The 19,978-nt window shown below is 64.0% G+C and carries 14 protein-coding genes and 1 pseudogene; 10 read left to right on the top strand and 5 right to left on the bottom strand.

The genetic code is table 11. The annotated features are described in order from the left end of the window. Window positions 1-94 precede the first annotated feature (94 nt). Genes N805_RS18180 through N805_RS18195 form a run of 4 tightly spaced genes read left to right on the top strand, consistent with a single transcriptional unit; the run spans window position 95 to window position 6,394 of the window. Window positions 95-1,258 carry an efflux RND transporter periplasmic adaptor subunit gene (locus N805_RS18180; RefSeq protein WP_028614152.1) on the top strand — a complete coding sequence of 388 codons (1,164 nt, stop codon included), beginning with the start codon at window positions 95-97 and terminating at the stop codon, window positions 1,256-1,258. Continuing rightward, window positions 1,255-4,347, top strand: coding sequence for a multidrug efflux RND transporter permease subunit (locus N805_RS18185; RefSeq protein WP_028614151.1), 3,093 nt, complete (start codon window positions 1,255-1,257; stop codon window positions 4,345-4,347). Before N805_RS18180 ends, N805_RS18185 begins: the two co-directional genes overlap by 4 nt. Before the next feature lie 9 nt (window positions 4,348-4,356). After that, window positions 4,357-5,031 (top strand): heavy metal response regulator transcription factor, encoded by a 675-nt coding sequence (locus tag N805_RS18190; protein WP_012270545.1) that lies wholly within the window; start codon window positions 4,357-4,359, stop codon window positions 5,029-5,031. Continuing rightward, window positions 5,006-6,394, top strand: a complete 1,389-nt coding sequence (locus N805_RS18195) for a heavy metal sensor histidine kinase (RefSeq protein WP_028614150.1) — start codon at window positions 5,006-5,008, stop codon at window positions 6,392-6,394. The genes N805_RS18190 and N805_RS18195 overlap by 26 nt, the downstream gene beginning before the upstream one ends. A 41-nt stretch (window positions 6,395-6,435) precedes the next feature. Here N805_RS18195 and N805_RS18200 read toward each other — a convergent pair. Then, window positions 6,436-7,388 (bottom strand): annotated as a pseudogene (locus N805_RS18200) (IS110 family transposase). A 441-nt stretch (window positions 7,389-7,829) separates the two neighbouring features. Between N805_RS18200 and N805_RS18205 the strand changes: the two are divergent. The 3 genes from N805_RS18205 to N805_RS18215 all read left to right on the top strand — a co-directional run bounded on the left by N805_RS18205 (window position 7,830) and on the right by N805_RS18215 (window position 11,315). Then, a complete protein-coding gene (locus N805_RS18205) occupies window positions 7,830-8,054 on the top strand; it encodes a hypothetical protein (RefSeq protein ID WP_019470382.1) in 225 nt (74 codons plus the stop codon). A 204-nt stretch (window positions 8,055-8,258) separates the two neighbouring features. Further along, window positions 8,259-9,593, top strand: coding sequence for an OprD family porin (locus N805_RS18210; protein ID WP_019470383.1), 1,335 nt, complete (start codon window positions 8,259-8,261; stop codon window positions 9,591-9,593). 231 nt (window positions 9,594-9,824) lie between these two features. Beyond that, on the top strand, window positions 9,825-11,315 hold the full coding sequence (locus N805_RS18215) for a sensor domain-containing diguanylate cyclase (RefSeq protein WP_019470384.1): 1,491 nt from the start codon (window positions 9,825-9,827) through the stop codon (window positions 11,313-11,315). Here N805_RS18215 and N805_RS18220 read toward each other — a convergent pair. Then, complete coding sequence (locus N805_RS18220; protein ID WP_019470385.1) at window positions 11,312-11,788, bottom strand: ferritin-like domain-containing protein; 477 nt, start codon at window positions 11,786-11,788, stop codon at window positions 11,312-11,314. The two genes, N805_RS18215 and N805_RS18220, sit on opposite strands and share 4 nt — an antisense overlap. A gap of 202 nt (window positions 11,789-11,990) precedes the next feature. Between N805_RS18220 and N805_RS18225 the strand changes: the two genes are divergently transcribed. After that, on the top strand, window positions 11,991-12,212 hold the full coding sequence (locus tag N805_RS18225; protein WP_019470386.1) for a DUF3820 family protein: 222 nt from the start codon (window positions 11,991-11,993) through the stop codon (window positions 12,210-12,212). A gap of 119 nt (window positions 12,213-12,331) precedes the next feature. Here the strand turns inward: N805_RS18225 and N805_RS18230 are convergent, their stop codons facing one another. The 3 genes from N805_RS18230 to ptsP are packed head-to-tail and all read right to left on the bottom strand — an operon-like array spanning window position 12,332 to window position 17,868. Beyond that, window positions 12,332-14,071 (bottom strand): PTS fructose-like transporter subunit IIB, encoded by a 1,740-nt coding sequence (locus N805_RS18230; RefSeq protein WP_019470387.1) that lies wholly within the window; start codon window positions 14,069-14,071, stop codon window positions 12,332-12,334. Further along, window positions 14,068-15,015: a 1-phosphofructokinase gene (gene pfkB / locus N805_RS18235; protein ID WP_019470388.1), complete on the bottom strand. Its 948-nt coding sequence runs from the start codon at window positions 15,013-15,015 to the stop codon at window positions 14,068-14,070. The genes N805_RS18230 and pfkB overlap by 4 nt, the downstream gene beginning before the upstream one ends. Beyond that, window positions 15,016-17,868 carry a phosphoenolpyruvate--protein phosphotransferase gene (gene ptsP, locus N805_RS18240; RefSeq protein WP_019470389.1) on the bottom strand — a complete coding sequence of 951 codons (2,853 nt, stop codon included), beginning with the start codon at window positions 17,866-17,868 and terminating at the stop codon, window positions 15,016-15,018. It lies immediately after the preceding gene. A 284-nt stretch (window positions 17,869-18,152) separates the two neighbouring features. Here ptsP and cra point away from each other — a divergent pair, with 284 nt between their 5' ends. Next, a complete protein-coding gene (gene cra / locus N805_RS18245; protein WP_019470390.1) occupies window positions 18,153-19,148 on the top strand; it encodes a catabolite repressor/activator in 996 nt (331 codons plus the stop codon). Window positions 19,149-19,150: 2 nt separating this feature from the next. Beyond that, the gene (locus N805_RS18250; protein ID WP_019470391.1) at window positions 19,151-19,927 is read left to right on the top strand and encodes a TatD family hydrolase; all 777 of its coding nucleotides are present in this window, start codon (window positions 19,151-19,153) and stop codon (window positions 19,925-19,927) included. Window positions 19,928-19,978: the final 51 nt, after the last annotated feature.

Here is a 19,978-nt window from a genome sequence, read left to right on the forward strand (position 1 = left end):
TCAGCCAGCCGTCACGCTGCCGACCCGGTTCGGGGGCTATAAGATTGAGTGCAGACAACCGTTTCCTACTCTTCTGGCCAAGGTGCCCGCTCCGATGCGACGTCCCTCCCGCTCTGCCTTCCTCGCCGCCCTGGCGCTCCTGGCCCTGGTGGTAGCAGGCATCTGGTTCAGCCAGCGCCAACCCGCACCGGCTACTCGCGCGCAAACCGCCATACCGGTACGCGTGGTCAGCGTCGCCCAGCAGGACGTGCCACGCTATGCCAGCGCCATCGGCTCGGTGTTGTCGCTGCACAGCGTCGAGGTCAGGCCACAAGTGGAGGGGATACTCACTCAAGTGCTGGTCAAGGAAGGCCAATGGGTCAAGCAAGGCGACCTGCTCGCCACCCTCGACGACCGCAGCATCCGCGCCAGCCTTGACCAGGCCCGCGCACAACTTGGCCAGAGCCAGGCACAGATCCAGGTGGCCGGCGTCGACCTCAAGCGCTACCGCCTGCTCAGCAGCGATGACGGCGTGTCCAAGCAAACCCTCGACCAGCAACAGGCACTGGTCAACCAGTTGCAGGCCACGGTCAAGGGCAACCAGGCGGCCATCGCCAACGCCCAGGTGCAACTCTCCTACACACAGATTCATTCACCGGTGACCGGGCGCGTCGGCATCCGCAATATCGACCCCGGCAACCTGGTGCGCACCAGCGACACCCAAGGGCTGTTCAGCGTGACCCAGATCGACCCGATCGCCGTGGAGTTCTCGCTGCCGCAACAGATGCTGCCGACCCTGCAAGGCCTGCTGAAGGCGCAAACCCCAGCGCTGGTCGAGGCCTACATGGATGCCGATGGCGAGCGCAACCTGCTGGGCACAGGCCACCTTGCGCTGATCGACAACCAGATTTCGGCCAACACCGGCACCGTGCGGGTCAAGGCCGAATTCGACAACAAGGACGGCCTGCTGTGGCCGGGGCAACTGGTCACCGTACGGTTGCGCACGGCAATGGACGAAGACGCCCTGGTGGTACCGCCCCCGGTGGTGCAACGCAGCATCGATGGCCACTTCGTCTACCGCGTCGACGGCGACAAGGTCACCAGCGTGCCGGTCAAGGTGCTGTACCAGGACAGCACGCTGAACATTGTCGCCGGGGTCAAGGCCGGTGACCAGCTGGTGCTCGACGGCCAGTCGCGCCTCAAACCCGGCTCCAGGGTCGAGATCACCCCTGATGCCCCGGCGCCTGCCGAGATGGCCGACCGCAGGAGCCAGCCATGAACACCCGCAATGGCGTCTCGGCCTGGTGCATCGACCACCCCATCGCCACCCTGCTGCTGACCTTCGCCCTGGTGCTGCTGGGCGCCATCGCCTTCCCGCGGCTGCCCGTGGCGCCGCTGCCCGAGGCCGACTTCCCGACCATCCAGGTCACCGCCCAGCTGCCCGGTGCCAGCCCGGAAACCATGGCCTCGTCGGTGGCCACGCCGCTGGAGGTGCAGTTCAGCGCCATCCCCGGCATGACCCAGATGACCAGCAGCAGTGCGCTGGGCTCGACCACGCTGATCCTGCAGTTCACCCTCGACAAGAACATCGACACCGCCGCCCAGGAAGTGCAGGCGGCGATCAACACCGCCACCGCCCGCCTGCCCCAGGACCTGCCCAGCCCGCCCACCTGGCGCAAGGTCAACCCGGCCGACAGCCCGGTGGTTATCCTCACCGTCAGCTCTGCACAGATGCCCGGCAACGAGCTCAGCGACTACGCCGAAACCCTCTTGGCCCGCCAGCTCAGCCAGATCGACGGGGTGGGCCTGATCAACATCACCGGCCAGCTGCGCCCAGCCATACGGGTGCAGGCACAACCCGAGAAACTCGCGGCCATCGGCCTGACCCTGGCCGACGTGCGCCTGGCCATCCAGCAGACCAGCCTGAACCTGGCCAAAGGCGCGCTGTACGGCGAGCACAGCGTGTCGACCATCGCCGCCAACGACCAGCTGTTTCACCCCGAAGACTATGCGCAGCTGATCGTCAGCTACCGCAACGGCGCCCCGGTGCACCTGAAGGACGTGGCCAAGGTCATCAACGGTGCCGAGAACGCGTATGTAAGGGCCTGGTCGGGCAATCAGCCGGGGCTTAACCTGGTGATCTTCCGCCAGCCGGGCGCCAATATCGTCGACACCGTGGACCGGGTGCTCGACGCCTTGCCGCGCCTGCAGGAAATGCTGCCGGCCTCGGTTGAAGTGTCGGTGCTGCAGGACCGCACCCAGACCATCCGCAGCTCGCTGCACGAAGTCGAGCTGACCATGATGATCGCGGTAGCGCTGGTGATCGGGGTAATGGCGCTGTTCCTGCGTCAGTGGTCGGCCACCTTCATTGTCTCCAGCGTGCTCGGCGTCTCGCTGATCGCCACCTGCGCGCTGATGTACGTGTTCGGTTTCAGCCTCAACAACCTGACCCTGGTGGCCATCGTCATTGCCGTCGGTTTCGTGGTCGATGACGCGATCGTCGTGGTGGAAAACATCCATCGCCACCTGGAAGCCGGCGACGATAGCCGCACCGCGGCGCTCAAAGGCGCCGGCGAGATCGGTTTCACCGTGGTGTCGATCAGTTTCTCGCTGATCGCCGCGTTCATTCCGCTGCTGTTCATGGGCGGTGTGGTGGGCCGGCTGTTCAAGGAGTTCGCCCTGACCGCCACGGCGACCATCCTGATTTCGGTGGTGGTATCGCTGACCTTGGCCCCCACCCTTTCGGCGCTGTTCATGCGCCGCCCACCCGGCGACCACCAGGGCGGTTTCGGCCAGCGCCTGCTGGGCTGGTACGAAAAAGGCCTGGACCGCGCGCTGGCCCACCGGCGGATCACCCTGGGGGTGTTCGGCATTACCCTGGCGCTGGCCGTGGCCGGCTACGTGGGTATCCCCAAAGGTTTCTTCCCGCTGCAGGACACCGGCTTCATCCTTGGCACCACCGAGGCAGCGGCGGATGTGTCCTACCCGTCGATGATCGAGAAGCACCTGGCGCTGGCGAAGATCATCGGTGACGATCCGGCAGTGCGCGCCTATTCGCACTCGGTGGGGGTGACAGGCAGCAACCAGACCATTGCCAACGGCCGTTTCTGGATCTCGCTCAAGCCCCGCGGCGAGCGCGACGTCTCGGCCAGCGAATGGATCGACCGGCTCCGCCCGAAACTCGCCCAGGTGCCGGGCATCGTCCTGTACATGCGCGCCGGCCAGGACATCAACCTCAGCTCCGGCCCGTCACGCACCCAGTACCAGTACGTGCTCAAGAGCAATGACGGGGTCGCGCTCAACCTGTGGACCCAGCGCCTGACCGACCGCCTGCGCGAAAACCCGGCGCTGCGCGACCTGTCCAATGACCTGCAACTGGGCGCCAGCGTCACCCGCATCGATATCGACCGCCAGGCTGCGGCGCGTTTCGGCCTGACCACCACCGACGTCGACCAGGCCTTGTACGATGCCTTCGGCCAGCGCCAGATCAGCGAATTCCAGACCGAGACCAACCAGTACAAGGTCATCCTCGAACTGGACGCGCAACAGCGTGGCAAGGCTGAAAGCCTCAATTTCTTCTACCTGCGCTCGCCCCTGACCAACGAGATGGTGCCGCTGTCGGCCCTGGCGCATGTGGCCGCGCCAAGCACCGGGCCGCTGTCGATCAGCCATGACGGCCTGTTCCCGGCCGCCAACCTGTCGTTCAACCTGGCGCCCGGCGTGGCCTTGGGTGATGCGGTGCAGATCCTGGAGCGTGCGCAGCGCGAGCTGGGCATGCCCGACTCGATCACCGGCAATTTCCAGGGCGCCGCCCAGGCGTTCCAGAGCTCGCTGTCGAGCCAGCCCTACCTGATCCTCGCCGCGCTGGTGGCGGTGTATATCATCCTTGGCGTGCTCTACGAGAGCTTCGTCCACCCGCTGACCATTATCTCCACCCTGCCCTCTGCGGGCCTGGGCGCGATCATCCTGCTGTGGGCCAGCGGGCAGGACTTCAGCATCATGGGGCTGATCGGCATAGTGCTGCTGATCGGCATCGTCAAGAAGAATGGCATCCTGCTCATCGACTTCGCCCTCGAGGCCCAGCGCCACCACGGCATGACGCCCGAGCAGGCGATACGCCAGGCCTGCCTGGTGCGCTTCCGCCCGATCATCATGACTACCCTGGCCGCGTTGCTGGGCGCAGTGCCGCTGATGTTCGGCTTTGGCACCGGCGCCGAACTGCGCCAGCCACTGGGCATTGCGGTGGTGGGTGGCCTGCTGGTGAGCCAGGCCCTGACGCTGTTCACCACCCCGGTCATATACTTGGCCCTGGAGCGCCTGTTCCACCGCCGCCAGGCTGCCCGTACGGCAGCGCCAAGTGCCAGCTAGGACAAGACCATGCGTGTGCTGATCATCGAAGACGAAGAAAAAACCGCCGACTACCTGCATCGCGGCCTGAGCGAACAGGGCTTTACCGTTGACCTGGCACGGGACGGCATCGATGGCCTGCACCTGGCCCTGGAGGGCGACTACGCAGTGATCGTGCTGGATGTGATGCTGCCTGGTCTGGACGGCTATGGCGTGCTGCGCGCCTTGCGCGCGCGCAAGCAGACGCCGGTGATCATGCTGACCGCCCGCGAGCGGGTCGAAGATCGCATTCATGGCCTGCGCGAAGGCGCCGACGACTACCTGGGCAAGCCGTTCTCGTTCCTCGAACTGGTCGCCCGCCTGCAGGCCCTGACCCGTCGCAGCAGCAGCCATGAACCCTTGCAGGTGCAGGTGGCAGACCTGTGGATCGACCTGATGGCGCGCAAGGCCACCCGCGCCGGCCAGCGTCTGGACCTGACTGCCAAAGAGTTCTCGCTGCTTAGCGTGCTGGCCCGTCGGCAGGGTGAAATCCTGTCGAAGACGGCGATTGCCGAGCTGGTCTGGGACATCAACTTCGACAGCGATGCCAACGTCGTGGAAGTGGCGATCAAACGCCTGCGCGCCAAGCTCGACGGGCCCTTCGACAACAAGTTGCTGCACACCATCCGAGGCATGGGCTATGTCCTGGAAAACCGTGCGGGGTAATTCCATCGCCCTGCGCCTGTCGGCGCTGTTCATTCTGGTGGCGCTGGGGGTGTTCCTGCTGATCGGCTCGGCGCTGTATCGCCAGGTCGACCGCAGCCTGGACCTGCTGCCGCAGGCCGAACTGGATGCACGCTTCAGCGTGCTCGAATCCACCCTCAACCGCTTCGGCACGCAGGAACACTGGGCGAAGATCAACAACAAGCTCAACCTGCTCAGCGAAGAAGACAAGCGCATCCGCTTCTGGGTGGTCAGCAGCAATCCGGCCTACGAATACGGCCACCCCAGCGAGCTGGTACGTGCCTTCGCCGAAGGCCCGCAGGGTATGCGCGACCTGCACTTGCCCGACCGGCCCTACCCGTACAAGGTGCTGGTCAGTGAGCTGCCGGCGCTGGGCGAGCGGCCAGCGCTGCGCTTTCTGATCGGCATCGACACCGAAACCTTCTGGCAGGCCCAGCACAGCCTGCTGGTGGCGATTGTCGGGCTGGCAGTACTTGGCGTGCTGCTGGCTTCAGTACTGGGCTACTGGGTGGCGCGCATTGGCCTGCGCCCGCTGCTGGCGTTGTCAAACGAGGCCCAGGCCCTGGCCCCGCCACGCCTGGACGGGCGTTTGCAAACCCACGCCCTGGCCCCGGAGCTGGCACAGTTCGCGGGCGCCTTCAACGCCGCGCTCGACCGGGTCAGCCAGGCCTACTCACGGCTGGAAGCCTTCAACGCCGACGTCGCCCACGAGCTGCGCTCGCCGCTGACCAACCTGATCGGCCAGACCCAGGTAGCGCTGACCCGCGGCCGCAGTGCCGAGCATTACTTCGAAGTGCTGCAATCGAACCTGGAAGAGCTGGAGCGCCTGCGCAGCATCATCAACGACATGCTGTTCCTGGCCAGCGCCGACCAAGGCAGCAAGGCCACCGCCCTGACCCAGGCCTCGCTAGCCGAAGAAGTGGCAACCACCCTCGATTACCTGGACTACATCCTCGAAGACGCCCAGGTCAGCGTGAGCGTGATCGGCGACGCCCAGGCGCCCATCGAAAAGGCCCAACTGCGCCGGGCGCTGATCAACCTGCTGAACAACGCCGTGCAGCACACCGCGCCGCACCAGGTGATCCAGGTGCAGATCGCTGCCGGGCCAGATCAGGTCAGCATCGCGGTGAGCAACCCAGGGCCGGCGATTGACGATGAGCACCTGCCGTTGCTGTTCGAACGCTTCTATCGGGTGGATGCGGCGCGCAGCAACAGTGGTGGGGGCAACCATGGGTTGGGGTTGGCGATCGTCAAGGCGATTGCGCGGATGCATGGGGGGGCGGTGTTTGTGCGCAGTGGGGCCGGGGTCAATACCTTCGGTATCCAGTTGCCGATCCATACCTGACTGTCGACGCGCCACCCCCCCTGTGGGAGATTCTATGGTTTTCAGCAAGCCGGTTTCCCACCTTTGGAGACATATTCGTCCTGATTCTTCATCAGGGCGAATGCCACTCGTGCAAGCTTTCTAGCCAGGATTACCAACGCCTGGGTTGTTGCTTTACCCGCATTGCGATGTTGTTCGTAGATCCCTTTCCAAGTGGCCGTCCGGCTGGCTGACATCGCCGCGTTATGCAACAGACGACGGATTTCTGAGCAGCCTCGCTTGGTCAGGCGGCGACGTCCATTCTTCTGCCCAGAATCAATCACTCGTAGATCCATTCCCAGGAATGCAATGTACGAATCACTGCTCTTGAACTCGCCCCGCATAAAGGCCATTACCAAGGCAGTGGCGGTGAGAAACCCAATGCCCTCTACCGCTTGGCAGCGAGCAACTTGCTCGTGCAGCCCAGCTTCGCGCAGCACTTCTTTAATTTTCTTTTGGATCAACAAATCCAGCCGGTCTATCGATTTTACAAAGGTTTGGAAGGCGGCTTTCAAGAGGGCTTCATTAGCCCAGCTCTGAGTCATCGCCGTGCGGGCAGTCACCAAGGCCGCTCGGCGTCGCAGAAGGCTCTGAAGCTTGCCGTAGACGGCGGGAGGGGGAGTCCAAGGGCGGAGGTCTTCCCCCTCGTTTTTCAAAAATCGGGATAACAACCGAGCATCAGAGGGGTCCGTTTTTACCCGCACACCCACGCTTTTGCGGTAGTTGCTCAGTTGGAATCCATCAATGACATAGACCTCGAAACCCAGGCTATGGGCCAGCTCAACCAAGTCCAGGTGGTAACATTGGTCGCCTCAACAGCAATTGCCGTGTTGAGAGGCTGTTGCTTCAGCCATTTCTTGATTTCCGGTTTGGTATTTTTCACCTTGATGATCTCATCGCGATCATCGTGATGAAGCACTAACTCTGCTTTCGCGACATCCGCACCCACGATCAATTTGCCAACCTGCATTGCCACGGGAGCCTCCTCACGTTATGGTTTTTTGGCTTGAAGGGGTTTCACCAAGAGGCGCTGGCTTGCTTCTATCGTCGTTTGCAAACGATGCATTCTTTATCGACGCTTTGGTGGAAGGGGTGGGGCGATGTCTCCCACGGTCTGTACTGCTGTGAACAGTCAGAATCGGGCATTTAGTCCCACCACCCCTTCAAGTCTAACCATACAAGCGGGCAAGCCCGTGCCATACACCGCGCTGCCTGCTTCGCGGGCTCGCCCGCTCCCACAAAGAACGCGTAACGCGTCTAGCGCGGGGTTTTACGGCCAAAGTCCTATTGCTTTCTCTGGGATCGTTACCTTTTGCGCAACAGTGCTTATCGCACTTCGCTCTGTTTCAAGTGCATTGAAAGGACTAACTTTACCCCCGTCCTCATTAGCACTTGCACCGCAAGAAGGTAGTTTCAAATGTCCAACAGTATGGGTATTGCCAGCGTCTTCGTTCTGTCTTCCCTGTTGTTGTCGCCCCTGGCCATGGCCGAAGAATCCAGCGCTTTCGTCACCCGTAATGCAGAGCTCGCCGCCGTCCATCAAGACGCCCGCGACGCGGTAGCTGCAAACAAGGCCGACGCCGCCAAAGACGCAAAACAGACAGCTTCCAAAGTTTCTGTCGATGCCAACGCCGACAGCTGATCAAACGCTGTTGCTGCTCCCGATTTCCCTTGGCTACGCCATGGGCACCACCGGTGCCGATATGTTAGCCTTTTAAAGCCGCTGCCGATCAGCGGCTTTTTTTATGTGCTTTAACGCTCAGCCCGGCTGTAACGTCTACCTAAAAAAAGACGCACATTCAAAAATAAAAACTGCCCCACCGTCAGACCAAAGGAGCTAGTACCGGTGCCTTCCGCGTTCCGTTTTACCCCGCTGTTCATTGCGTTGACTGCAACGATCCCTTTCGCCGCCCAGGCAGATGAAGACAAGGCTGATGGCTTCATCGAAGGGTCGTCCTTCAACCTGCACTTTCGTAATGCCTACTTCAACCGCGACAACCACAACGCCGGCGTGCGTGACACCCGCGAGTGGGGCCAGGGCGCTGTTGCGCGCTTCGAGTCGGGCTACACCCCAGGCGTGATCGGCTTTGGCCTGGATGCGCATGCCATGCTGGGCCTCAAGCTGGACGGCGGTGGCGGCCATGCCGGCACCAGCATCCTGCCCGAGCACATCAAGGACGACGGCGAACTGGGTGCTGCCCCGCACTCGTTCTCCACTGCTGGCGCTGCGATCAAACTCAAGGCTTTCGACACCGAGCTGAAAGCCGGCGACCTGTTCCTCACCAACCCGGTGATCGCTGGCGGCGAAACCCGCATGCTGCCGCAGACCTTCCGTGGTGTGAGCCTGACCAACACCAGCATCGACGGCCTGCTGCTCGAAGGCGGCCAGGTGAGCTTCACCCACCCGTACAACCAGAGCGGCCACCGCCGCATCGACACCTACTATGGGTCGCTGGACGAGCACGACAAAAGCAAGCACCTGAACTGGGCCGGCGCGTCGTGGAGCGGTACCGAAAACATCACCACCAACCTTTACGCCGCCGAGCTGAAGGACATCTGGAACCAGTACTACGCTGACTTTGACTACACCTACGTGGTCAACGACCTGGTCAGCCTGAACCCGGGCGTGCACTTCTACCACACCCAGGACACCGGCCAGGCCCTGCTGGGCAAGATCGACAACAACACCTACAGCGTGCACTTCACCGTCAACGCAGGTTTTCACAGCGTCACCGCCGCCTACCAGCGGGTCAATGGCAACACGCCATTCGACTACATCAACCTGGGCGACAGCGTGTACCTGGACAACTCGCGCATGTACTCGGACTTCAACGCGCCAAACGAGCGCTCGTGGAAGCTGCAGTACGACTATGACTTCGCCGGTGTCGGCGTGCCTGGCCTGACCACCTCGCTGTCGTACTCACGCGGTGAGGCCGACCTGACCAAGGCCACGCAGGACACCAGTCACTACGACTACTACCGTGAAGATGGCAAGAACGCCACGCACTGGGAACGTGACCTCGACGTGAAGTACGTGTTCCAGGAGGGTGACCTCAAGGACCTGTCGGTACTGGTGCGCTACGCCACCCACCGTGGCAGCCAGGGTTATGCGTCGATCGACAGCAACAGCGACAACGACGAAGTGCGGGTGATCGTCGACTACCCGCTGAACGTGTTCTGATCTGTAGGAGCGGCCTTGTGTCGCGAAAGGGGCGCGCAGCGCCCCCAGGTTTTCAGCTTCGCCGCAGATATCGCCGGGGCCGCTTTGCGGCCCACCGCGACACAAGGCCGCTCCTACAACAGCGAAGACCCGCATCACGCCACGTGATTCCGTCGGACAAATCTTGTTCGACAATCACGGCTTCCCTAGAATGTCGCCGCCGCGAATGGCCCTGCCCACGCAGTAGCGAGCATGCCCACCCGATTACCGCGTTTCGCATTTCTCAGGTCGCACCCCGAGCTGACCCTCAACCTGGGCAGTTGCCTTGCCGTGCTCGCCATCGTGGCCATCGTCAGCTTCTTGCTGGCGCGTGAACGTGACAGCGTCGAACTGTCGGCGATTCGCTCGTCCAACAACATCGTCCAGCTGATCGAAAGCGACATCCTGCGCAACGCCGAACTCTACGACCAGTCACTGCAGGGCCTGATCTGGGCCGTGGGGCGCAAGGAGCTGCCGGAAATACCCGGCCCGCTGCGCCAACGCCTGCTGTTCAATGAAGCCTTCGTCGACCGCAAACGCGGTGACGTGCTATGGCTGGACAAGCAAGGCAATGTGGTGGGCGACTCCACCAGCAGTGTGCCACGCAAGGCCAACTTCAGTGATACCGGGGTGTTCAAGGCTCATCAGGGCAACCCCAACCTTGGCTTGCTGGTAGGCCCGCCATTCAAGGCCAAGCTCGGCGACCTGGACTGGTGTATCAGCTTCAGCCGGCGCATCTCCGGCCCCGATGGCGAGTTTGCCGGGCTGGCAGCAGGCGCATTGCGCCTGTCGTACTTCAGTGAGCTGTTCCAGCGCCTGGACATTGGGGACGACAGCAGCATCAACCTGTTCAATACCGACGGGCAGCTCCTTGCGCGGCAGCCATCGCGCCCGCAGGACCCGCTGATCGGCAGCAACTATGCCGAGCGGCCCAACTTCAAGCGCATCCTCAACGAACAAAGCGGTAACTTCACTGCCCGCTCTGGCAGCGACGGCAACCCGCGCATGTATACCTTCGCCCGGGTCGCGCAGTTGCCGCTGATCGTGCTGGTGGTGCACCCGGCCGATGAGGTGTTCCAGTCCTGGCGCCGCACCGCGATCCTGGTCAGCGTCGCCACAGGCGTGCTGTGCGTGGGCATTCTCTGGCTAACCCTGCTGCTAGGCCGCGAACTGCGCCGCCGCCAGGACGCTGAGCAGGGTCTGGCGACGTTGGCCGCCACCGACAGCCTGACCGGCCTGGCCAACCGTCGTCGTCTGGACCAGGTGCTGCGCCATGAATGGTCGCGCGCCCAACGCAGTGGCAAGCCGCTGGCGGTGCTGATGATTGATGTGGACCACTTCAAGGCGTTCAACCAGCGCCATGGCCACGCCGGTGGTGACCACGCGTTGCGTGAGGTGGCCAAGACCATCGAGGCGAGTATTCGTCGCCCGGCGGATCTGGCTGCTCGATATGGCGGGGAGGAGTTTCAGGTGGTGCTACCGGAAACCGATCTTGCAGGCGCGCGACTGCTAGCCGAGCGCATTCGTACCAGCGTCGAAGCGCTGGCACCGTTTGCCGATGATGCCCACGCGGTTACGGTGAGCATCGGCATCGGCGTGTCCGGCACCCAGCACGACCTGAGCGGCGTGCTGGGCGCTGCAGACGAAGCGCTCTACCGGGCCAAGGCCAAGGGCCGTAACCAGGTAGAGGGGCCTGACGCCTAGGAACGGGCGCGGGCGGCGTTGCGCAGGGCCTTGACCTGGTCATGGTTGCGCTGCACGCCTTGCAGCTGTTTTTCCACCAGGTTATAGGTCATGTCGCTGGCACTGCGGCCCAGTTTTACCAGCTTCTCGCGGGCTTCCTTGTAGGCCTTGAGGGCGTGGTCCTCACCGCGCTCGACCTCGTTCAGCACCGCTTCTTCGTCCTTGCCGGTGACCAGCGACTTCAGGTTGACCCAGCCGCGATGCAAGTCGCCGCTGATGCTGGTGGAGGTTTCCGGGTCGCCGCCCAGGCGGCGCACTTCGCTTTGCAGTTCACCAGCGGCGTTGGCGCATTCACCGGCACGCTGAACGAAGAACGCTTTCAGCTCGGGATTCTTCACATCATCGGCCGAGGCTTTGAAACCTTTCTCGCCATCCTTGCTGTATTCGATCAGGTCGTTGAGTACGTCAATCACGTCTTTGTTGGGGTTGCTCATGGTCGAACTCCTTGGCAGGTGATAGTCATCTACACCGGTGCAGCGTTCGTGCCACGCTTTCAAATTAAATAAAATCTTTATTATTCAATTACTTATATAAAACGGAAGAACGACTGATGACGGCGTTCTGCATGATTGCCGCTTGGGGCTTCGTGCAGATTGCAGTATGGTCGGCGCTTTTCCACAGGCAGGGGCGCCGAAGATGAAGCCGGAAATGCTCGAATTGCTGGTGACCCGCAGCATGCCGTTCGGCAAATACCAGGGGCGCGTCATTGCCGACCTGCCGGGGGACTACCTGGCATGGTTTGCGCGCAAGGGCTTCCCCACGGGGGAACTGGGTGGGTTGCTGGCGTTGATGCATGAAATCGACCACAACGGGCTGGGGGATCTGCTGGTGCCGTTGCGCAAGAAGCATGGGCGTTGACCTGCTTCGGCCTCTTCGCGGGTAAACCCGCTCCCACAGGTCTGCATGATCTCGAAATGCGCAGGAACCTGTGGGAGCGGGCGTGCCCGCGAAGAGGCCAGTAAAGGCTACAGAAGTCGCTAGCCTTTCACTGGCGCCACGGCCAGCTCTACCCGCTCGCTCTTCTTGATCACCGCATACACCACCGCCGTCAGCAGGCTACCCGCCACGATCGCCAGCAAATACAGCAAGGCATGGTTGATCGCATTGGGGATCAGCAGCACGAACAAGCCGCCATGCGGCGCCATCAGCTTGCAACCGAAGTACATCGACAACGCTCCGGTCAATGCACCGCCGACCACGCTGGCCGGAATTACCCGCAGCGGGTCTTTGGCAGCAAACGGGATCGCCCCTTCGGAAATGAAGCACAGCCCCAGCGCCAAGGCGGCCTTGCCCGCCTCGCGCTCGCTCTGGGCGAACTTGCGCCGGGCCAGAAAGGTGGCGATGCCCAGGCCGATCGGCGGCACCATGCCGGCGGCCATGGTCGCCGCCATCGGTGCGTAGCTCGACGACGCCAGCAGCCCCACCGAGAAGGCATAGGCGGCCTTGTTGATCGGCCCACCCAGGTCGACACACATCATGCCGCCCAGCAACAGCCCCAGCAGAATGGCATTGGTGGTGCCCATGCTGTCGAGGAAGTGCGTGAGGCCTTCGAGCATGGCTGCCACCGGCTGGCCGACCACATAGATCATCACCAGGCCGGTGATCAGGCTGGCCAGCAGCGGAATGATCAGGATCGGCTTGAGCGCCTCCAGGCTGCTGGGCAAGCGCGCCCAGCGGGCAATGGCCTTGGCGCTGTATCCGGCAATGAAGCCGGCGACGATGCCACCGATGAAGCCGGCACCCAAGGTGCTGGCCAGCAGGCCACCGATCATGCCCGGCGCAAGCCCCGGGCGGTCGGCGATGGACCAGGCGATATAGCCCGCCAGCAGCGGCACCATTAGCTTGAACGCAGCCTCCCCGCCGATTTGCATCAACGCAGCCGGCAAGGTGCCCGGCTGTTTGTAGGCCTCGATGCCGAACACGAACGACAGGGCAATCAGCAGGCCGCCAGCCACCACCATGGGCAGCATGAACGACACGCCGGTGAGCAGGTGCTTGTACACACCGGTCTTTTCACCCTTCGCTGTCGTGGCCGCCGCTGCGGCATCGGCGCTGTTTTCCACCTTGGCTTCGGCCAGGGCTTTGTCCAGGGTGGCAGGTGCCTGCTTGAGTGCAATGCCGGTGCCGCATCGGTAGATGCGCTTGCCGGCAAACCGCGCGGTCGGCACTTCAATGTCAGCAGCCAGCAGCACCACATCCGCTTCAGCGATGGCTTGGGCTGACAAAGGGTTGCGCGCACCGACCGAGCCTTGGGTCTCGACCGTGAGCTGATAACCCATTTGCTGTGCGGCTTGCTGCAAGGCCTCCGCCGCCATGAAGGTGTGCGCGACGCCCGTCGGGCAGGCAGTGACCGCAACGATGCGTGTGCCCGTGCTGCCAACCTCGGCCGGCGCACCTGCTGCAGCTAGCAGCAGTTGGGCATTGGCCGCCGCTTCGTCGAGGAAGCCCTCGCGGTCGGCCAGGGCCTGGGCGGGCGTGCTCTGGTACACGCGCTTGCCAACGAAGCGGGCCAGGTCCACCGGGCCGGTGCTGACCACCAGCACCCAGTCGGCCTCAGCGATCTGCGCGGCGCTCAGTTGCCGCTCGGGGTGCCCGGCATCCTGCACTTCCACACTGGTGCTCCAGCCGCGCCGCTGGGCAGCGGCAGACAGCAAGCGCGCGCTCAGCACACTCGACACCTGGCCGTTGGGGCAGGCGGTGACAATGGCAATGTTCATCGGCAACCCTCTTGTTGTTCTGTCAGTTGCACCGCGGCTTCCAGTCGCGCCAGCTGCTCACGGTCACGGATGCCGAAGCCAACCTGGGTGACGGCCTGGGCGGCAATCGCCGTGGCACGGGCCAGCGTCTGCGCAGGGGCCTCGCCCTGCAGCAGGCCATGGACCATGCCGGCCACCAGCGAATCCCCCGCCCCTACCGTGCTGGCAATCGTTACCTTGGGCGGGCAGGCATGCAGGGCCAGGTCGCGGGCGAACCAGCTGACGCCCTGCTCGCCCGCAGACACCACGACGTGTTCGACACCGCTGGCCAACAGCTGCGCGGCAGCGGCGCGCTGCTGCGCCGGGTTATCCACAGCCTGGCCCAGCACTTCGCCAAGCTCTTCGGTATTGGGTTTTACCAACCAGGGCGCGCTTTGCAGGCCGGCGCGCAAGGCTTCGCCGCTGCTGTCCAGCGCCACCTTCAGGCCAAGGGCCTTCAAGCGGTCCAGTAACTGGCGGAACCAGTCGGCGCTGATCCCTCGCGGCAGGCTGCCCGCCACCACCACGGCATCGTGCCCCGGGGCGACCTGCTGCAGGCGCTGCAGCAAGGCACTGCATGCCGCCTCGTCGACCTCCGGGCCTTGGCCATTGATGTCCGTGACGCGGCCATCGGCCTCAACCAGCTTGATGTTGCTGCGGGTTTCGCCCGGCACGCGAACAAAGCAGTCGGTAAAGCCGCGCCAGTCGATCAGCGCCTCGAACGGCTGCAGGTTATCGCGCCCGAGGAAACCAGCAACGGTCACGCTGTGCCCCAGGTCGGCCAATACCTGGGCAACGTTCAGCCCTTTGCCCGCCGCGTGGCTCTGTTGGGCCTGGCTGCGGTTGACCTGCCCCGGGCGCAGGGTATCGAGGCCGATGGTGATATCCAGCGCCGGGTTCAGGGTGAGGGTGAGGATCTTGGCCATTCAGTAACGCTCCACCAGCGCGCGAACCGCTGCGGCGCTGTCTTGTTGCAGGGCCTCGCGCGCCAGGGCGCGGGCCGTCTGATGATCGGCCTGGCGCACCAGGGCCTTGACTTCGGCGATGCTGCGCGCGGAGACGCTGAGTTCGTCCACGTCCAGCCCCAGCAGCACAGGTACTGCCTGCGGATCGGCCGCCAGCTCGCCGCATACACCCACCCACTTGCCGTGGGCATGGGCGGCGCGCACGGTCATGTCGATCAGGCTCAATACCGCCGGGTGCAGGCCGTCGGCCTGGGCCGAAAGGCTGGGGTGGCCACGGTCGATGGCCAGGGTGTATTGGGTCAGGTCGTTGGTGCCGATACTGAAGAAGTCCACTTCGCGGGCCAGTTGCGCGGCCAGCAGGGCCGCCGAAGGCACCTCGACCATGATGCCCAGTTGCAGGTCGGCCACCGGGATTTCTGCACGCAGGCGCTCGACCATGGCCCGCGCCTCGCGCCACTCATGCACCTGGCCCACCATCGGGAACATGATGCGCAGCGGGCGCTGGTCGGCAGCCCTGAGCAAGGCGCGCAGCTGGTCTTCCATCACTTGCGGGCGTTGCAAGGTCAGGCGTACGCCACGCACGCCTAGGAAGGGGTTTTCCTCGGCGGTGATCGGCCAGTACGGCAGCGGCTTGTCGCCGCCAACATCGAGGGTGCGCACCACCAGCGGCCGCCCGTCCAGGCCATCGAGCACACGACGGTACTCGGCCTCCTGGGTGGCAACGTCCGGGGCCTGGGGGTGGGCCATGAAAATCAGTTCGGTGCGCAGCAAGCCGACACCTTCGGCGCCCTGCTCCACCACTTTGGCGATACCGCTGCTCTCGCCAATGTTGGCGAACACTTCCACGGCGTGGCCATCCCGGGTGACGGCCGGTTCGAAACGGTTGGCCCAGGCGGCCTGCAAACGCTGTTCGCGCGCATCACGTTCGGCCAGGGCGCGTTGCAATTCATCCTGCGCCGGCGCCACGCTGACCACGCCGCGCTGGCCATCAAGCAGCAACGGGGTGCCCGCTTCCAGCAGCAGGATCGCCGCCCCTGCGCCCACCACAGCCGGGATGCCCAAGGCACGGGCGACGATGGCGCTGTGTGCAGTGGCGCCACCCTGGGCAGTGACGATACCGGCGACCCGGCTTGGGTCCAGCCGGGCGACATCGGACGGGCCGACTTCGGTCATCACCAGTACGTAGGGTTGCTCGGGCTCAGCCTGGGCGTGCACACCGCACAACTGCGCCAGTACGCGGCGGCCGATGTCGCGCAAGTCAGCGGCGCGCTCGGCCAGCAGGGCATCGTGCAACGCCTCTTGCTGGCGCGCCGCTGCCTCGATCACAGCCATCCACGCCGCCGCAGCGCTCTCCCCCTGGGCAAGGCGCTGCTCGACATCATCGGTCAAGGCCGGGTCGGCGAGCATTTCCTGGTGCGTGACGAAAATTTCGCCAATGGCCTTGTCGCTGCGCTGTACCAAGGCCTGCAGCTCACTGTCCACCGTTGCCATGGCCTGGCGCAGCTTGTGCCGTTCCTGGGCACAGGATTCACCCCGCAGGGGGTAGTCGAACTCACGCTCGACACACACATGGGCAGGGCCACTGGCAATGCCGGGGGCAGCGCCCACGCCCTGAACGCGGCTACCGGCTGCGGGGGCTTGCAGCACTTGGGCCGCAACACTGGCAAGGGGCTCGACACTTTGCGGCAGCGGCTCCACTTCTTCACCCAGGCCTTGTTCAATAGCGGCCAGCAGTACCGGCAAGGCATCGGCGGCGATACCCGGCTCGGCCACCAGTTCCAGGGCCTGGCCACGACGTGCACCGAGGCTGAGCAGCTTGCTCAGGCTCTTCACCGACACCGCCGGCTGCGCGCTGTCGACCAGGCGTATGCGGATTTCCCCTTCGAAGCCTTTCGCCAGTTGCGCCAGCACCTTGGCCGGGCGGGCATGCAGGCCATGCGGGTTGGCCAGCACGATGCGCGCGCTAGGCCAGTCCGCTGGCGCCTCGCCGCCCAGCACTGCCAGTACCGCACGGCTGCTGGTGGCCTGGTAGAGCATCTGCCCGCGGCCTTCGATCAGCACTTCGCACAGGCGCTCAAGCAGGGCCTGGTGAGCAGCGCCAAGGCTGGCCAGGCAGAACAGGCCATTGAGCGGCTGGTCGCGGTAACGCAGGGGCTGCTGTGGGGTAATAAAGGCCAGGCCCGGCTGGCGCACCTGGCGCTCGCTGTGCAGCCACCACAGGCCCTCGCCCAGCGGCAGCGGCTCGGCCTGCTGCAGCACAGCGGCAAAACCGCTATCGACACAGTCGGCACGCTGCAACAGGCGGGCACCACGCCAGGCCAGTTCGTCGAAGTCTTCAGCCGGCAGGTTCAGGCCGACCAGTTGCGCATCCAGCGCCAGCTCTTGGGGCGCGCCTTGCAGCAGCTTGAGCAGCGCTTCGGCGGAACTGGCACGGCGCAGCGCTTCGGCCAGGTCGGTTTCGCCCAAAGCGCGGGTCAGCAGTTGCAGCAAGCGCAGGTGTTCGTCGGAACGGGCGGCGATACCGATGGCCAGGTAGACCATTTGCCCATCGCCCCAGTCCACACCTTCGGGAAACTGCAGCAGGCGCACGCCGGTGGCATACACCAGGTCACGGGTTTGCGGGGTGCCATGGGGGATGGCGATGCCCTGGCCAAGGAAGGTGGAGCCTTGCGCCTCGCGGTCCTGCAGCCCTTGCAGGTACCCCTGTGCGACAAGGCCATCAGCAACCAGCCGGTCCGCCAGCAGGCGCAACACCTCGGCCTTGTCGGCGGCCGTCTGGCCCATGGCTATCTGCTCCTTGGCGAGTTCGAGCATGACCTTCTCCTTTTGCAGTTCCCGGTCGGGTACTGGAGTATTGTTGTGAAATTCACTTGAAGGGCCAGTTCAACAGCCTTGCACAGGTGGCAGCCGAGGCAGAAAATTCGGCAGCTGAAACGTTTAATCTGACCAGACGGCCACGTTACTCGATAATCTGCCCGGTAAAAAGCCCCATCCTGTCGGACAATTGCGACAATGGTCGTCTGCGCATGGCGCCAGCGCCGGGTCAAAATACCCGGTCCGGCCTCACAGCCAGCCCCGGAAATAACAAGGAAAATTCGGTGAAACTCAGCGATATCGCCCGTCTGGCCGGTGTGTCCGTGACCACGGCCAGCTACGTCATCAACGGCAAGGCTGAACAGCAGCGCATCAGCAACAGCACTGTCGAACGGGTGCGCGCGGTGGTCGAAGCCCACGGCTTCACACCCAACCCGCAGGCCGCTGGCCTGCGCAGCCGACACACCCGCACCCTGGGCTTCATTCTCCCGGATCTGGAGAACCCCAGCTACGCCCGCATCGCCAAGCAGCTGGAGCAAGGCGCCCGCGCCCGTGGCTACCAGTTGCTGATCGCCAGCAGCGATGACCAGCCCGACAGCGAGCGCCAGTTGCAGCAACTGTTCCGCGCGCGCCGTTGTGATGCCCTGTTCGTCGCCAGCTGCCTGCCGCCAGAAGACGACAGCTACCGTGAATTGCAGGACAAAGGCCTGCCGGTGATAGCCATTGACCGCCGCCTGGACCCTGAGCACTTCTGCTCGGTGATCAGCGATGATCGCGATGCCAGCCGCCAACTGGCCGCCAGCCTGCTCAACGCAGCACCACGCAGCATTGCCCTGATTGGCGCACGCCCCGAGCTGTCGGTGAGCCAGGCGCGTGCCGGCGGGTTCGACGAAGCCCTGCAAGGCTATGCCGGTGAAGTCCGTCGCTACCAGGGCGAAGCGTTCAGCCGTGGGTGCGGCCAGCGCCTTATGCAACAGCTTATCAATGACCTGGGCGGTCTGCCGGATGCCCTGGTGACCACCTCGTACGTGTTGCTGCAAGGGGTGTTCGACACCCTGCAGGCGCGCCCTGCCGACTCGCGCCAGTTGCAGCTGGGCACCTTTGGTGACAACCAGTTGCTCGACTTCCTGCCACTGCCGGTCAATGCCATGGCCCAGCAGCATGGCCTGATTGCCGCCACCGCGCTGGAACTGGCGCTGGCCGCGATCGAGGAGAAACGCTACGAACCGGGCGTGCATGCCGTCGGCCGCACCTTCAAACAGCGCATTACGGCGGCCTGAACATGCGCCTGATCGACACCCACACCCATCTGGACTTCCCTGAGTTCGACGCCGACCGCCCGCGTGTGCTGGCCAACGCAGCGGCACGCGGAGTGGAACGGATGGTGGTACTGGGGGTTTACCAGGCGAATTTCCAACGGGTGTGGGACCTGGCCTGCGCCGATCAGCGCCTGTTTGCAGCATTTGGCCTGCACCCGGTGTACCTCGACCAGCATCGCCCAGAGCATTTGACGCAATTGCGCGAATGGCTGGCGCGCCTGCACGGCGACCCACGGCTGTGCGCCGTGGGTGAGTTTGGCCTGGACTACTACCTCGAAGACCTGGACAAGACGCATCAACAGGCGCTGTTCGAAGCGCAACTGCAAATGGCCTGCGACTTCGGCCTGCCTGCGCTTTTGCACGTGCGCCGCAGCCATGCCCAGGTGATCGCCACGCTCAAGCGCTACAAGCCGGCGCGGGCGGGCGTGATTCATGCGTTTGCCGGCAGTTACGAAGAGGCACGTGAATACATCAAGCTTGGCTTTCGCCTTGGGCTTGGCGGTGCCGGCACCTGGCCGCAGGCGCTGCGGCTGCGCAAGACCCTGGCGCGGCTGCCACTGGAGAGCGTGGTGCTGGAGACCGATTCGCCGGATATGGCGCCGGTGATGTACCCGGGGGAACGGAACAGCCCGGAGCATCTGCCGGACATTGCCGGGGCGCTGGCCCAGGTGATGGGCGTGGATGTAGAGGCGCTGGCGCAGGCCAGTAGCCGCAATGCTTGCGAGTTGTTTGGCTGGTGAAACTCAGGTGAACGCGTTTCTTGTGGGAGCGGCCTTGCGTCGCGAAAGGGC

Source organism: Pseudomonas putida S13.1.2, from assembly GCF_000498395.2.
GTDB lineage: Bacteria > Pseudomonadota > Gammaproteobacteria > Pseudomonadales > Pseudomonadaceae > Aquipseudomonas > Aquipseudomonas putida_Q.